The 12,983-nt window shown below is 56.9% G+C and carries 20 protein-coding genes; 3 read left to right on the forward strand and 17 right to left on the reverse strand.

What is annotated here, in order from left to right; all coding sequences use genetic code 11:
- The coding region (locus ACFPO9_RS16720; protein ID WP_379772334.1) for a transposase at positions 1-301 on the forward strand (301 nt) is incomplete at its 5' end.
- Positions 302-487: 186 nt separating this feature from the next.
- Here ACFPO9_RS16720 and ACFPO9_RS16725 read toward each other — a convergent pair.
- Positions 488-850, reverse strand: coding sequence for a hypothetical protein (locus ACFPO9_RS16725; RefSeq protein ID WP_379772337.1), 363 nt, complete (start codon positions 848-850; stop codon positions 488-490).
- 25 nt (positions 851-875) lie between these two features.
- Here ACFPO9_RS16725 and ACFPO9_RS16730 point away from each other — a divergent pair, with 25 nt between their 5' ends.
- Together ACFPO9_RS16730 and ACFPO9_RS16735 are read left to right on the forward strand one after the other, a co-directional pair.
- Entirely contained in the window at positions 876-1,199 is a 324-nt protein-coding gene (locus ACFPO9_RS16730; protein WP_379772339.1) for a hypothetical protein, read from the forward strand.
- 44 nt (positions 1,200-1,243) lie between these two features.
- The gene (locus tag ACFPO9_RS16735) at positions 1,244-2,926 is read left to right on the forward strand and encodes a hypothetical protein (protein ID WP_379772342.1); all 1,683 of its coding nucleotides are present in this window, start codon (positions 1,244-1,246) and stop codon (positions 2,924-2,926) included.
- A 138-nt stretch (positions 2,927-3,064) separates the two neighbouring features.
- Here ACFPO9_RS16735 and ACFPO9_RS16740 read toward each other — a convergent pair whose 3' ends face one another.
- From ACFPO9_RS16740 to ACFPO9_RS16815, 16 genes are all read right to left on the reverse strand, one after another.
- Positions 3,065-3,589: a surface-adhesin E family protein gene (locus tag ACFPO9_RS16740; RefSeq protein ID WP_379772344.1), complete on the reverse strand. Its 525-nt coding sequence runs from the start codon at positions 3,587-3,589 to the stop codon at positions 3,065-3,067.
- Positions 3,590-3,626: 37 nt separating this feature from the next.
- Positions 3,627-4,013 carry a hypothetical protein gene (locus ACFPO9_RS16745; RefSeq protein ID WP_379772346.1) on the reverse strand — a complete coding sequence of 129 codons (387 nt, stop codon included), beginning with the start codon at positions 4,011-4,013 and terminating at the stop codon, positions 3,627-3,629.
- Between the two features lie 596 nt (positions 4,014-4,609).
- Positions 4,610-4,792 (reverse strand): hypothetical protein, encoded by a 183-nt coding sequence (locus ACFPO9_RS16750; protein ID WP_379772348.1) that lies wholly within the window; start codon positions 4,790-4,792, stop codon positions 4,610-4,612.
- Positions 4,793-4,870: 78 nt separating this feature from the next.
- Positions 4,871-5,383 (reverse strand): hypothetical protein, encoded by a 513-nt coding sequence (locus tag ACFPO9_RS16755; RefSeq protein ID WP_379772350.1) that lies wholly within the window; start codon positions 5,381-5,383, stop codon positions 4,871-4,873.
- 172 nt (positions 5,384-5,555) lie between these two features.
- A complete protein-coding gene (locus ACFPO9_RS16760; protein ID WP_379772353.1) occupies positions 5,556-6,527 on the reverse strand; it encodes a deazapurine DNA modification protein DpdA family protein in 972 nt (323 codons plus the stop codon).
- A gap of 31 nt (positions 6,528-6,558) precedes the next feature.
- Positions 6,559-6,819 carry a hypothetical protein gene (locus ACFPO9_RS16765; RefSeq protein WP_379772356.1) on the reverse strand — a complete coding sequence of 87 codons (261 nt, stop codon included), beginning with the start codon at positions 6,817-6,819 and terminating at the stop codon, positions 6,559-6,561.
- 71 nt (positions 6,820-6,890) lie between these two features.
- Positions 6,891-7,112, reverse strand: coding sequence for a hypothetical protein (locus tag ACFPO9_RS16770; protein WP_379772359.1), 222 nt, complete (start codon positions 7,110-7,112; stop codon positions 6,891-6,893).
- A 51-nt stretch (positions 7,113-7,163) separates the two neighbouring features.
- Positions 7,164-8,363 carry a hypothetical protein gene (locus tag ACFPO9_RS16775; RefSeq protein WP_379772361.1) on the reverse strand — a complete coding sequence of 400 codons (1,200 nt, stop codon included), beginning with the start codon at positions 8,361-8,363 and terminating at the stop codon, positions 7,164-7,166.
- Positions 8,364-8,463: 100 nt separating this feature from the next.
- Complete coding sequence (locus tag ACFPO9_RS16780) at positions 8,464-9,273, reverse strand: hypothetical protein (protein ID WP_379772363.1); 810 nt, start codon at positions 9,271-9,273, stop codon at positions 8,464-8,466.
- Positions 9,274-9,357: 84 nt separating this feature from the next.
- Positions 9,358-9,600, reverse strand: a complete 243-nt coding sequence (locus ACFPO9_RS16785) for a hypothetical protein (protein ID WP_379772365.1) — start codon at positions 9,598-9,600, stop codon at positions 9,358-9,360.
- 18 nt (positions 9,601-9,618) lie between these two features.
- A complete protein-coding gene (locus tag ACFPO9_RS16790; RefSeq protein WP_379772368.1) occupies positions 9,619-10,800 on the reverse strand; it encodes a hypothetical protein in 1,182 nt (393 codons plus the stop codon).
- A 220-nt stretch (positions 10,801-11,020) separates the two neighbouring features.
- Entirely contained in the window at positions 11,021-11,233 is a 213-nt protein-coding gene (locus tag ACFPO9_RS16795; protein ID WP_379772371.1) for a hypothetical protein, read from the reverse strand.
- A 116-nt stretch (positions 11,234-11,349) separates the two neighbouring features.
- Positions 11,350-11,787: a hypothetical protein gene (locus tag ACFPO9_RS16800; protein ID WP_379772373.1), complete on the reverse strand. Its 438-nt coding sequence runs from the start codon at positions 11,785-11,787 to the stop codon at positions 11,350-11,352.
- Positions 11,741-12,136 carry a hypothetical protein gene (locus ACFPO9_RS16805; protein WP_379772376.1) on the reverse strand — a complete coding sequence of 132 codons (396 nt, stop codon included), beginning with the start codon at positions 12,134-12,136 and terminating at the stop codon, positions 11,741-11,743. Before ACFPO9_RS16805 ends, ACFPO9_RS16800 begins: the two co-directional genes overlap by 47 nt.
- Before the next feature lie 7 nt (positions 12,137-12,143).
- Positions 12,144-12,398 carry a hypothetical protein gene (locus tag ACFPO9_RS16810; RefSeq protein ID WP_379772378.1) on the reverse strand — a complete coding sequence of 85 codons (255 nt, stop codon included), beginning with the start codon at positions 12,396-12,398 and terminating at the stop codon, positions 12,144-12,146.
- A 108-nt stretch (positions 12,399-12,506) separates the two neighbouring features.
- Complete coding sequence (locus tag ACFPO9_RS16815; protein WP_379772381.1) at positions 12,507-12,944, reverse strand: hypothetical protein; 438 nt, start codon at positions 12,942-12,944, stop codon at positions 12,507-12,509.
- Positions 12,945-12,983 lie beyond the last annotated feature (39 nt).

Here is a 12,983-nt window from a genome sequence, read left to right on the forward strand (position 1 = left end):
CGTCATGAAAGCGAGCTTGAAGGAACTATGGCAAACCCAGGGCGGTTGGACTTGGCGAGCAGCCTGGCGTAACTGGCTGGCCATGGCCCGAGACAGCGGTGTCGAACCGCTGGCCCGCTTTGCCAACAAACTCGCGCCCTATTGGCGTGGCATCCTGGCGCGGGTGCGCTGGCCGATGCACACCGGCCAGCTCGAAGGTATCAACAACCGCATCAAAGTCATGAAGCGGATGGCCTATGGGTACCGGGACAGCGCCTTCTTCTTCCTCAAGATCAAAGCAGCGTTTCCCGGGAATCCGTGAAGAACCAAAAAAATGCCCGCTAGCAGCGGGCAATAATCTATTTTCTTGGAGGAAAGTAGAGGAGACATGAACATAATGCTGCATTGCCGCATATAAATCCAATTGTGTCTCATGATGACAGGCATGCGTTGCGCATATATCAACATCCCCTAGCCGCCAGTCTCAACCGAAGTCGAGCGTTCGCGCTCAGACCACGTCAACCTTCAGCTTGCCATTCGTGATTTGCAGAACGTCTGATTCTTCGAGAAATTCTTGTCCAAGCAGGCGCACAGACGAAATTGCTGATCCTACACGAGCTGATTCTGACTGGGCAAAGGCGAAGGCAAGCGTCGCGGCATCCAGTATGGTCTGTGGTCGGCGCTGCGCTGGAACCGGCATTTCCAACGGTGACCCGGCGTGAACAAACGCGATCGCGACATGCTGGACCAGGGTTCCCGTCGAATCCGGCTGCGGAAGGAAAACCGCACCCGCCCGAAGCCCATTTTCAAGGATAAAGTCCAGCGTTTGCACTGGCTGCAGCTGAGTGCCAGGATAGGCAGTTTTGACCATACATGCTCCTTTCTTAGTTCGGGCCATGATTGTAGCCGACAGCGTCACATCGGCCTGCTGGCTGCGCCATCTCAACTACCGCGGCTTGCGCGCCGAGAAAGGACTGCTACGCTGCCCGAGCATTTTCCTGTTTGCTGCATTGGGCGGCAGACGAAATTCAACTTCCACATCGGAGATAAATATGAACGACGCATCGAACGCCTTCTTCGCCGAAGTCCAACGTAATCTGGATGATATGGGTCAACCAGTTGTCCTTACCGCCGACGAGCGTGATATCGTTGACGACTATGCGACCCAAGATTTCGGCGCAAAGGAGTGCGCTGAGCAGATTGCGCGGGAGCGCACTTGATCGACAACACAGGACGCAGGTTTCCCTCGTGCGAGAAATAAGAAATGGAGCATTCATTCGGCCTCTTACGTGAGGCCTTTTTGCAGCGTCTGGAAGACGACCGGTTTGGGGACTTTCGCATTGAGGACGAGCCTGCTTCCATCCACGAATTCATCGATCAGATGACCGTCGGTAATGTCGCGATGCGCCACTTTGGGCTGAGCGATAAAGCGCGTTTCCCCGACCTGACAAATCTGAACATTACGTTCGCGGAGTTCATGCGGCAGCCAGTCCAGATTGAGGGATTGCATCTCCCGGTCGACACGATATTCCGTGAACAGTTCTGCAGGCAAATCGCATCGAAAATGGTAATGGCTGTAGCCCATGAGCGCCCGAGCACGCCCGCGGCGAATGCAGCCCTGGCTGAGGTTGGCGCAGCCGGCTGGCGCGATTGGGCAAGCGCTGTGGCGCAGCCTCCCCATCTTGCACGGTTAGCGGCCGAGTTCGCTGAGATAGCTGTCAAGACCTTCGCCGAAAAGCCCCTCATCTCGTTCTTCATCCGGTCGCCCGTAGAAGGCGAGTTCTCCATGTGGGGCCCTTGGGCCAGCACCGGGCAAGGGCGCGAGCTGCCAACTCGTATTGTGGAGGGCGACGGTTATTCGGTTTCTGTTCGCGTATTCCGATATCTGGAAGTCGAATGCGATGTCGCTGCCTATGAGTGGGAAGCAACGCTAACGATGGCCGGCGCGGCACAGCCGGACGCGGCCGCATGCGGCATGACCTACGTTTTCAAGCGTGAAGGCGGCGAGCTGGTGGGTGGATTGCAGGATCTGATCATTGCGGCCGACTCGATGGCAGATAGCGATGTCATTCAGGCCAAGTCGTTCATCACACAGCACGACGACGCCGAAGACGTAATCGAGAAAAGTGACCTGTGCTTCGTGTGGTTGTGGGACCGACGCGCCGGCGTCGCAAAAGGCCTCGGCGCCAAATGCCTTACAGCGGCGCTGGATGATCTTCGTCGCCGCTTCAAAAAAGTTCGCACGGTCGTGTTCGATGCACGGCCAGGTCAGTTTTCCAACTGGACGTCGAGGGTGGACCCGCCGATGGTGGCGCTGGAAAAGCAAACCGCGGTCGAGAACTTGGTCGGCTATATCCAAGGGCTCAACCTCAAGTTCGATGTGCGGACAATTTTCGCCCGCTCGGATAATCCAGACCGGGAAGCGGTCATCGCCTATAGCCAGGCCACGGATTGGCGCGACCAGGGCACTCGCCAAGATGAGGGCGACGAACCGGAGCAGGATGAGAACGATATCGACCTGGACAAATGGGAGGAAGAGATTTGTCGTCTGTTCAGGGCGGCCGGACTTGAAGAACTAGCGGAGGAAGTTGAGAACGGGGACGCTGCTTATGACGAAGTCCTCGCGGCTATTAAACACATCGTCTTCGAATCGAGTGTCCACTATCTGCGCCCGTCAAGTTCCGGCGATTTCGAGCCGTCGCTCATCGATATGCTCGACGAGGTGCCTCACGACGATGCGCACGATCAGATCGCGGGCATGGACGAGTTTTGCAGCGGACTCCCTGACCGGATGCACGTTTCGGCAGTTCACTGGTTGGACGGATACGCGATCTGTACCGTTCTGGCTCACACGCCTTTCGGCGACCTGACCGAGTACTTCACGCTGGTGAGAAAGCCGCGGCCCATCAACCTCGAAAGCTTCTTCCAGAGCTTGGGCCAATCCTGACGCGCGCCACGCCCGGCGCCATCGCCGTGGCTGACGGGCCGAAACGATGAGCGGCAGAGTTACCTGTGTGTCGCAGCAGGTCACTCTGCCGCTTTGATATTGGCTCATATGGTTGAGCCGCCTATCGGTGGACATAACTCAACATAATTCGCGCCGGGCAAGATCCGGAAGAGAATCCGGGACGATATCTACCCAAAGCGATCGAGTTTGAGTGGAAGCCAGTTTCTTGCCAGTACCGCGGGTGCCAGAATACACAATCATTTGCTCTGTCTGCGTCTGATTAATGTCGCAGTTGACGGCAAGACGTATGAGTCCTGATGAAATTGTCTGCCCTTCGACTTCCGTGGGCGAAAAAGAGATTCGAAACCATGCAGACCTAACTTTAGAATGAAATCGTTGAAATTCCAGCTCTTCTTGCTCTGGGGTGCTCGTAAAGTTTCGGATTGAACTCGAATCGAGCTCAACCACTGAAGGCCCAAACTGGCTATCGACTTCACCTACCTTTGTCCACTCAGCCGCAGAAGAAAACGATGGGGAGAAACCAACAGAGGATATTAAAACCAAGCGAGCGACAACTTTATTTTGGAGCGTCAGTTGCTTCCAGAGCATAATCAGCCTCGCCGTATCAAGAAGTTCGACGAACCCACTATCTTCGAAAAACATTCCGGGAAATATCGAGAGCGGTGCTATAGGACGATAATTACGGTTTCGACAACTCCTTTTCAGCTGCGTTTTTTGCGTCAGCAGCTTCTTTCATGGATTGCCCGCGCTCCCTTGCAGTATGCTTCGTCGACCAAACGTTGTCTCGGTGGTCGTTTGCTTTATCTAATTTTTCCAAGGCTTTATTCTCAGCAGCCTGCCGCTCTTGAGCAGCGTCTGACTTTGGCGGTTTTGATATGTCCTTCGGAAAAGTCATCGTAACCGACCCGTCTTTCCCAACACGTGAATTACCGGATGAATCTGAGCGTTCGCTTGCAGATTGATCGCGCGCACTCTGCTCTGCAGCGGGGTAGGCTCGCATGTCGTGAGCCGAAAGTAGTTGAGACGAGCAGATGGCAACAGCGAACAAGATGATTTTCCGAGGCATAATAGTCTCCCACGTTATCGTAGAGATCACTCCTCAACAAGGAGATTAATCTTTTAAATTTAGAATAAGGAACTTGGAGTTTAACAGTTCAAACGGTGAGTTTGAGTGGCATCAACGACACACTATTGATATTAATTTTCCTGAAATCGCCTCGGTTTAATATCCCGTTCAATTTCAATTGTTTCGAGGGGTTAATTTTTTTGACGTCAATGCGTTATTAGTGGAGATTTTTCGATTGATACACATCTTTTAGTCCATTGTCGAGATTTGCCAAATTTAAGATTACTTTCAGGAAACTGTTTCTTGAGGCTGAGCCTGGGCACCCCTACGTTCTCCAGGGACATGCCTCTTCCTAACACAGTGTTTATTTCGCATGCCAGCTCTCATCCTTTAAAAGTGCTTCAAATTTAGTTAGGTACCTCGGTCGGGTATTTAAACGTGTAGTCGCTTTAATTGATGTAATTGACATTAGCTGCACGTCGCTCATGTCGAACTCACGCCAGCTGTGCAGAGCGCGACGTCGGGGCCTTTCGAAAATGGAGGCGAAAAAAAACCCCATTCCAGAAATCGGAATGGGGTCGGACCTGCCGCAAAAGTTACTTGGCGCTTTCGATGGGCGGGTTCAGCAGGAGCAAGCCGCCTATCGCCGGGTAGAGACTAGGAATTGCCGGTGCGGGTAGCCCGGCCACGCCGTTGCATGGGCTGGCCAGCGCCAGCGGTGCTGCAGCCGATGGACCAGCCGAGACCATATCGATTTCGTTCGGGGTGAGTTCGCGCATGGTGTTTCTCCTTGATGAAAGTTTCGGAAAGGTGAAGCATTTGATGGTCGCCGGGGACACCTGGTCGCCGGCATTGCGTCATACCCCTTGCGGCTCCGCCAGCACGTTCTTGACGAACGGCGCCAGCAGACGCAGCGTGACGTCGATGAGCCTGTCGTAGTCGGCAGGCTTCATACCTGCAGCAGTTGCGCCATCGATCTTCGTAATGCCAGCCATCGTGTCGAGCAAGGCCGTCTTGGCGAGGCGCGTTGTGTTCTCGGCGACCAGCAGCGGACAGTGGTCTTCGGTTTCGGCGGACAGCTTCGCCGCGATGCGTTCTTCGTTGCAGCGCTTGCGGTACAGAGCGAACTCCTCCGCGCCCATCACCCACGCGTACTTTGGATCGGTGACACGCTCGGGTATGCCAGGCGCTTCTCGCGTAGCCGGATCCGAGTGCCACTCGCGCTCGGAAAGTACTTTCTTCTGATAGGTTTCGACGATAGGACGGGTTGCGCCCTCGATCGCCATGGCCAGGAATACGTTTTCTGCCGCAGTGATCATCTCAGGCGTTGGCTTGAACGATGGGCGGGCCGGGTTTGCGGGATGGGACATGATTCTCCAGGTGTTGTAAGCGCCGTTCGACATCGAGGACGTCGTCAGGGAGCGGTTAAGTGCCGAAGGTCGGCGGGGATAACCGTTGAAGAAGCTGTTCGGTGTGCGAGCACGAAAAAGCCGGTGCGTGGAAGGGAAAAGCCGGCGCCCTGAGAATCAGGGGCCGCCGGCATTAGTTGCAGAGGAATGTGCTTGGTAGTCGAGCGCTGGCCGAGACGCGGGCCATAGCTGCGCTCATCCATTCACTCATCTCTTTTGTACGGCGCTCCATGGAATTGGGTGCGCGGGCCTTGTGCGCCTTCACGCGGGAATTGAAGTCGTAACTCATCGAGTCCGAAGATGCGATGAACCCCATTTTCGGGATCTCGTTCAAGGCTTGGTTCTTAACTCCAAAAAAATGCGCACGGGAACCTTTCGGGAAGTTGCGGCCGAGGGCTTCAGCGATCGCATAGAGGCCTTCTTCCGGATCGTGCAAATCCCGCCTGCACATGCTTCCCACCCCAATCAATGCAGGGGTGTCGAGCCACCCGTTCCAGCGGTCCCATACAGAATTGAGCAACTCCAAACTGAACAGGTAATCACCGATGTTGCGGCCTTGCAGAACCGGTACAGGCGGGCGCAGCAGGTTGGCCACCACGGTCGAGTTACATGAGCGCGACAGTTCGTTTTGCCACGCATAGAGGATCTGCAGCATGCCCTCCAAGAGCGTCGCAGTCGCACGAATGCGGTAGTCGATCGCCTCACGGTCACGAGCTACCTGATTTTCGACGCAAAGGTCTGCTTGGCTGTACCAGCTGCAACCGCTGAGATTCGCGAATTCCATGTAGGCCGCGTAGTCCCACGGGAACACGCATGCCATGCCGTCCTGCAGGCCGTTTCGCTGGAAATTCAAGATGCCGGTGTAGCCAGCGGAATCGAGCGCGAAGTCGAGCTCGCTCAGGTCCGTAGCCTTTGGCATGTGGAACTGGCGTGTCGCCCGATTCCAGAACGCCGAAGCGCTCACCATGACCTTGAAATCCTCGTTGAAGGCATGAGCGGCCAGCCGGCCGCCGCTGTGGGGTAAGCCCACCCTCATCACAAAATCGTCCGAGAGGTGAGCGTTTTTCTGCCTGATCGGCAATTCGTTGAGTGCGTCGTTGTACATGTGGATTTCCTTCATTGGATTGGCGGGAGCGTCATGTCGGCACGTATGCGCGCACATGCGCAAGCGCCTCTTCCCAGTCCGCGGCATAGTGGTCACCATCGTGCGGGTCGTCTCCAGCGAAGGCTTTCGGCGGCCACACGTTGAAGCCTCCATCGCGCAGGCGCTCGATTTCGATTCCGTGCGTGTGCGCGAGAGCCTTTGCCTGCTCGCGCGCTTTACGCTGTGTGTCCTGCTTTCGTGGCGCCGGCGCCCGAAGCAGCTTGCCAAGCATCGCACCGAGGTTTTTGCTCATATCGTTTCCTTGTAAGGCGTCCTCACGGACGCGGATCTATGCTGGGAGTGCACCCCGCAGGGTGCTAGTTTTTATGCGAAGGCCCGGATATCGATGCAGCCAGATTCGATCTGTCCGTCGATGAACGCTTCCACGGTTGCCGGCGTCAGCGTGTTGGCCTCTTCGAACATCGCGTGCCCTGGTGGGAACTCGATGGCGCAGATGCCGTTCATGCCGACGCGGATTCCACCAGTGGTGGTGTGGGCCGCGAAGAACGTGCCGGTGTCGAAATTGAAGTTGAGGGTATGAGACATAGGTTTTAGAAAAGGAAGCGCGCAGCGAGCTGCGCGTTCGGGTTTGCAGGGTTAGAACAGGCTTTGCTGCAGGACCTGGCCATTGGTCGCCAGACGCAGCGTGTTGACATCGATGCTTGGCGCGAGCGCGAAAGCCACCTGTTCGTCCTCGAGGGTCGAGAGCAGGTACTCCTCCTTCAGCTCACGCACGACACCGAACGTGGTCTCGTACGATTCAGGAACGTCCTCGACGGATGCGAAGATGCTGAGCTTCACAGCCAGCTTCTTCGCGTTGCCTAGGTAGTAGCTATGCTCAGTGTTTGCCGGCGTCACGGTAATGATCGTGTCGTCAGGCAGTTCCGGCGCATCGTCGCAGATATCCCGGAACTGGCGGATAAGCTGATAGGCACTGAAACTGCGCTGCAACTCGATGGGATAGGCAACCTCGCGGATGTACTGGCCAACAGCGCTGTAGCGCCAACCCATGTGCTTGAGTGGACCGCCGTTGATGCTGACGACAACGTTCTCGGGATCGATCGCGAAAGCGACAGCGGTAGGCATCGCCACCTCTCGCTTTGCGATTGGCGGCGCCAGCGTCTCATCGGCATAGCCGAGTCCCCAGAGGCCTCGGATTACCTTCCAGAGCGACAGGCCGGTACCCACGCCGTAAAGGCCGAGGACGATGTCCGTGTCCCTGTGCAGGTTCACCTTTACCGTGCCGCCGCGTTTCAACGCATCAGCGACGTCCTGGCGGCCGATTCGTTCCAGCGTTGCGAGCGCAGTCTCAACGTGATTGTCTGGGATCGGTGCGTACAGCGAATCGCCGCCCAGCTTCAGATCGATTTCCTGATCTGCCATCTGGAATGGCTCACTGAAACAGAGGCGCCAGCTTTTCAGGTAAGTCTCAGGCTTCGTATTGCCGCTGCGGATCTGCAGCCCGCCGCCTTCGCATGCGGCCGCGGACGAGTAGACCACCTTCATGACTTGCTCGAAGGTGCCGATGCAACGGACGCTCCAATTTGCGATATGGGGGTGGCAATTTTTCTCGAAGGTTTGCTCGAAACAAAGATAAATGACCTCGCCAGTAGTCGGGTGACGGAAAGCAGCGACGGTCTTGCCGGTTACAACGGTTGCGCCCATGGGGAATGCTCCAAGATGAAATGCACCAGCGCGAGGCCGGGGCTTGTAGTTGAGATTGAAGTTGCGGCCCGAATAGAGCGCGCATTGCGATGCCGATAGTCGGCGGGAGAAATACTTGAGCGGCGTGCTCATCCAATCCAGAGGGTTGGAGGAACAGCGTGCGGCGCTGACAAGCGCCATTGGAGGGGTGACGCCCTGCCCGGCCCTGCATGAAGCAGGGACCGGGAGGGTGTTAGAACAGCGGCGCCGTGTCGTGGTCGACCGGGGCTGCTGCTTTTTTCGGAGGCGGTACGTGCACCTGGTCCTTGTTGATGTCGCAGGCAGCAACCGTCGCGGTAAAGCGTTCGCGAGCGCCACGTAGCGTGCCATCGGTCAGGAACAGGTAGCCGTTCTCGGAGATGGACTGGATCTTGAAGTTCATCTTCGACATCCTGCCTTTGTGCTGCAGCTCGACCTCGCGCAGCATCAGGCCAGGTTGCAGGTTCAGTTCGCGCAGGCGAGCGAAGTTGCGAAGGATCGTCCTCTCGACCCTGGCATGGCACCGGGCAAGGTAGCCCTCATACGACAGCAGACATTCGCGGATTTCCTGCACGCTCGGCTTTGGGCCGGAGCTGCGCATCGTGCGACATTCGCTGAGATAGCCGGCGCCAGCGTGAATCCTGATGTGCCAGCGTCCCTGATCGCACAACAGCGCGATCGCGCCGCGTGGGGCCGATTTGAGGCCTTCCTGAGCCGCTTTGAACGCCTGCCACGCCGACTGGTCGTTGCGATGGAGATGTGCCATGGCCGGATCGGTCACGCCGTCGAAAATAATGCCAGCGTCGCCGAACTGCGGATCCGCCAGCGCAGCGATGTAGTGGCCGCCGAAGCTGTCCTGGTAATAGGTTTCGTTACCGTGCTTTTCTTCGTGGTCGTCGAGCAGCATGTGTGCAACGCGCAGGCCTTCGAGCCACAGCGGAAAGAACGCGTCGCTGAGGTAGGCATAGCCGTTGGTCTTGCGCATGGGGATGGGGAGTTGCGTCGGGTCTTTGATAGGCCACATGATTTTGTCCTTGGGCGGCGGGGCCGCAAATTGAAAACGCCGAGTGCAATGCTCGGCGTGGTGGTGGTTCGTGGTGATGAAGCGCTATTCCCTGAATTCGGTCAGCGCGTTTTGGTAGTAGGTGCCGATCAGCGTGGTGTCGTCGTCGCCGGCGTACACGTTGAACAGGCATTCGTTCCGGCGAAAGAACGCATTGAAGGCGCCAGTGAAGAACTTAATGCGGACTCGTTCAGTGGGCAGGCCACTTTGGATCGCGTGGGCACGTTCGCTGAAACGGGCAGTACGCAACGCGCGCACCTGATCTTGGGTGAAGGCTTGAATGGTCATGGTTGGAGAAAGTTAGTTTTAAAAGGCGAAGCAACCTTGGGCGGGCTGCGGCTTTGATTTCGGCTGGATGCGCGCCACGATGGCCAGGGCGGGCGCTACGGCTTCCAGATCGGCTTCCAGCGCCAGCACAGGGGCTGGGGTTGGGTGGGCGGCCTCGATGCGCGCAGGCGCTTCTAAGGGCCAGTCATGCGGTTTTTGGAAGACGATGGACACGGTTTGGGCCGCGGTGCCGCTTTCCTTGAAGGCGTCCTTGTCGTTGACCTTGATCGTTGCCTTCATCGAATCGAGGAATGCGCGGAACTGTGTGGTCTTGCTGTTGGTGCGGAACGTGACGCCGATCGACATGATCGCCGCCATCGTGCCGCCTGGCTCTACGAACCTGAAGCCTGCCAAGACATGCGAAATATCGGCTTGCTTCTCAAACGGCGGGTTACAGATGACGTGCGAGAAAAGTCGCGTCGGCTCGACAGTAAGAAAGTCGGCCTGCTCGACTTGGTGGCCGAGGCTTCGTAGCACGTCGCAGTTTTTCTGCTGGATCTCGTAGCAGGTGACGTTACCCTTCCCCACCACTTCCGCACAGATATTGGCAATGCCGCCAACGCCTGCCTGCGGCTCCAAAACGGTGTCGCCTGGTTTCAGCCCGGCGAGCTTCACGAGCTCGCGTGCCAACGGCGCCGGCGTCGGGAAGAACCCGAACTTCTCCGGCTTGTCCAGCTTGCCGGTCTCTAGGTAGTTGGCAATGGCCTCTTCCGGATCGCAGCCAGCGAACACGTGCGCCCCGGCTTTCTTGTTCCACTTGCCGCCGAGGGCTTCGAGGATTTTGTTGACCTTGGCGTAATCAGCGCGCTCCAGCTGCGCCGACAGCTTGGCCGAATTCCCGATCACCGTCATGGTGATCAGGCTATCTCGGATCATATCGGGGATCGACTCTGGCTCGCGGCCGTCGTTGAAGTCGTCGGCAATCTCAGCGAAGTTGACCGGGCCAAGCGCCCACTCATCCAGCTGAACGTTCGCGGCCTTATACACGGCCTCGACGTCGGCAGCGCTCACAGTGCCGTCGATGCGGCGCCGGGCGTCGATCGCGGCATGGATCTTCACGCAGTTGCCCATCGTGAGCGATGCGCTGTAAGTGGACGAAAGGCCGTAGTGCTCCGAGCGTGGAAACTGGATGGCCAGTAGCTCGGCTTCGGTAAATTTCATAGGTTCTCCCGTAAGGTAGGTCGCCGCGGTGGCGAGCATGGGTAGTTGCAGACTGGATTGCTTTTGAGGTGCGTGCAGCAGAACGCGGCACGAAGGTGTTTGCCAAGGAAGGCAGAGAAAATCTTGAGCGGGATGCTCGTCGCTGCAGGGCAGAGAGAAGCAGTGCGGAGGGGCTGGCGGGAAGTGGTTGGCGCTCGTCGTTGAGCGCCTCCCGGGTACATCAGTTCAGTGTTTGTTTCACGTAGAGCTCTGGCGTACTGCTCTCCAAAATGCGAGAGTAGGCTTCGGTATAGATGCGCTCGATACGTTCACGATTACCAGGCATGTGCAGTTCGATCGAGCCGCCCATGCGTTCAAGCCAACGTACATCGGCTTGGTTGACTCCGACGTTGATCATCCACTGAAGTTGGTTCGGAGCGGTAGAAGTGTTCATACGATTTATTTCCCTCAAAGGTTGATGGACGGGCTGTCCCTGGTGAGGTCTCGTAGGAAACCGCACAAGAGACAACCCGCCCCGAAAAGGGAAGGTCGTCGAACTAAGCCACCGTTTTAAAGCCTGACACCTAAACGACTAAGTGCCTGACCGACTTTCGCTGCCTGCATGCAGGCGGCTGCTTGTGGCAGGTCCTGTTCCGGGATCTTGGCGATCCGGGCCAGGGTGCTGCGTTTGTTCGCCGAGAAGAACTCGGTCGTTGCTGGGATGGCGAAAAGCTTGCTGAAATCGAACCGCGTGTCGCTGTTCATCACCATGCTGCGGTCGTTCATGCAGCGGACGATGAAGTCGGTGCCGCTCTTCGATTCCTTGCAGGCCTGCATCCGAGTAGTGCCGTAGGCGACAACCCAGTGCGTGACGTCGTTGATGACCGTTTCGCCCAAAAAAATAACCGGTCGAAACTTCGGACCGGCTACGTTGGGCTTGTCATCGAACGGTGTCCAAGCTCTAAGAATGTCCCCCATCGCGAGGGCGGCGGGATTCTGCATTTTCATGGTTCTCTCCTGTACCCTCGAGAAGCTTTCTAAAAGCGTCGGCGAGTGTTTGTTGTGGTTGGGTTGTATTTGCATCTGCAGTCTGCTGACGCTGGTGCAGAAGCTCGATCTGCGCGGGCGTGAGCGAAGGCGAATCCAGATCGAGATCCGGAATCACGGCTTGCGCCCACATGGTTACCGCACGGGTGATCAAGGCTTCTGGGGTTACGTTGTGGCTTGCCGCCAGGAGGCGCAGTGTGTCGGCAGAAATGCCGAACGCGCTGTTGCACTGGTCCAGTTCGATTTTGAAGATGTTGCCGGTGTCCACGGAAGTAGACCCCAGCTGATTATCTTGTTTGCCTTCGGTCATGAATTTCCTATTGATTGAGTATGTTCTGTCGAGGTCGCTCGGCCAGGGTCGCTTGTTCGACACACCAGCTGATTTGACGGCCTGCGAGTCTTGCTTGGGATACGAGCGAGGTGGTGTGTCCAGCCCGATCGTCGCTTTTCAAGTTGATGATACCAATGCAGCGATCACCCAAGAAAATTTTATCCCGGCGTGACCAGGTCAAATTCTGTTTGTAGATACGGTCTCCAACCTTGAGGGTCGGCACCGGTGCTTGCGTTGTCATGTGAAGCTCCAAATAAATCCCGCGAGGCGGTCAGTAAATAGCTTCAGGCTTGATGCCTTCTCAATGTGTTCGACATTGAGAAAGCCTTGCGGCTTTCAGGGGTTGTTGTCAGCAGGTCTCGAGCTGGGTGTCGAGGTATTTGCCGATCGTCGCTGCGAGGTTGGTCGCAGTGCATTTGATGTGTTCGGGGTCGAACGAGGGAAGTGTCAGGACAAGCGTTCCGTTGTCACCGAAGCAGTGGTTGCGCAGCCAAGGCGCTTCGCTATCGACGCGCCAGGCGCCGACCACTTCAAGCCTCGCACCGCTCAGCGGAACCGAATGGCTCATGCTGTCGATGATCTTCACCGGAACGACGATCGAGAGAAGTTCGACCATCTTCGTTTCTCTGCGAATTTCCAGGCGGTCTTCGTCACCGACTTTGCGCCAGCCGATCACCACGGCCGGGCCGGCGATGGCGTTGATGCTGTCGATGAGATGCTCTTGAATTTCGAAGTTGAGCCGGGTAACGAGGCTCGATAGTTGCGATGGGTGCAGTTGGACATTCATTGTGCTCTCCTTTGCCAATTCTGGCTGTTAAAACTGGAG

It is taken from the genome of Massilia aerilata (genome assembly GCF_042656905.1).
Lineage (GTDB): Bacteria > Pseudomonadota > Gammaproteobacteria > Burkholderiales > Burkholderiaceae_D > Telluria > Telluria aerilata.

Coding starts and splice junctions, on each gene's coding strand:
- ACFPO9_RS16725 (WP_379772337.1), bottom strand. CDS start 850: ATGGTCAAAACTGCCTATCCTGGCACTCAGCTGCAGCCAGTGCAAACG.
- ACFPO9_RS16730 (WP_379772339.1), top strand. CDS start 876: ATGATTGTAGCCGACAGCGTCACATCGGCCTGCTGGCTGCGCCATCTC.
- ACFPO9_RS16735 (WP_379772342.1), top strand. CDS start 1,244: ATGGAGCATTCATTCGGCCTCTTACGTGAGGCCTTTTTGCAGCGTCTG.
- ACFPO9_RS16740 (WP_379772344.1), bottom strand. CDS start 3,589: ATGTTTTTCGAAGATAGTGGGTTCGTCGAACTTCTTGATACGGCGAGG.
- ACFPO9_RS16745 (WP_379772346.1), bottom strand. CDS start 4,013: ATGCCTCGGAAAATCATCTTGTTCGCTGTTGCCATCTGCTCGTCTCAA.
- ACFPO9_RS16750 (WP_379772348.1), bottom strand. CDS start 4,792: ATGCGCGAACTCACCCCGAACGAAATCGATATGGTCTCGGCTGGTCCA.
- ACFPO9_RS16755 (WP_379772350.1), bottom strand. CDS start 5,383: ATGTCCCATCCCGCAAACCCGGCCCGCCCATCGTTCAAGCCAACGCCT.
- ACFPO9_RS16760 (WP_379772353.1), bottom strand. CDS start 6,527: ATGTACAACGACGCACTCAACGAATTGCCGATCAGGCAGAAAAACGCT.
- ACFPO9_RS16765 (WP_379772356.1), bottom strand. CDS start 6,819: ATGAGCAAAAACCTCGGTGCGATGCTTGGCAAGCTGCTTCGGGCGCCG.
- ACFPO9_RS16770 (WP_379772359.1), bottom strand. CDS start 7,112: ATGTCTCATACCCTCAACTTCAATTTCGACACCGGCACGTTCTTCGCG.
- ACFPO9_RS16775 (WP_379772361.1), bottom strand. CDS start 8,363: ATGAGCACGCCGCTCAAGTATTTCTCCCGCCGACTATCGGCATCGCAA.
- ACFPO9_RS16780 (WP_379772363.1), bottom strand. CDS start 9,273: ATGTGGCCTATCAAAGACCCGACGCAACTCCCCATCCCCATGCGCAAG.
- ACFPO9_RS16785 (WP_379772365.1), bottom strand. CDS start 9,600: ATGACCATTCAAGCCTTCACCCAAGATCAGGTGCGCGCGTTGCGTACT.
- ACFPO9_RS16790 (WP_379772368.1), bottom strand. CDS start 10,800: ATGAAATTTACCGAAGCCGAGCTACTGGCCATCCAGTTTCCACGCTCG.
- ACFPO9_RS16795 (WP_379772371.1), bottom strand. CDS start 11,233: ATGAACACTTCTACCGCTCCGAACCAACTTCAGTGGATGATCAACGTC.
- ACFPO9_RS16800 (WP_379772373.1), bottom strand. CDS start 11,787: ATGAAAATGCAGAATCCCGCCGCCCTCGCGATGGGGGACATTCTTAGA.
- ACFPO9_RS16805 (WP_379772376.1), bottom strand. CDS start 12,136: ATGACCGAAGGCAAACAAGATAATCAGCTGGGGTCTACTTCCGTGGAC.
- ACFPO9_RS16810 (WP_379772378.1), bottom strand. CDS start 12,398: ATGACAACGCAAGCACCGGTGCCGACCCTCAAGGTTGGAGACCGTATC.
- ACFPO9_RS16815 (WP_379772381.1), bottom strand. CDS start 12,944: ATGAATGTCCAACTGCACCCATCGCAACTATCGAGCCTCGTTACCCGG.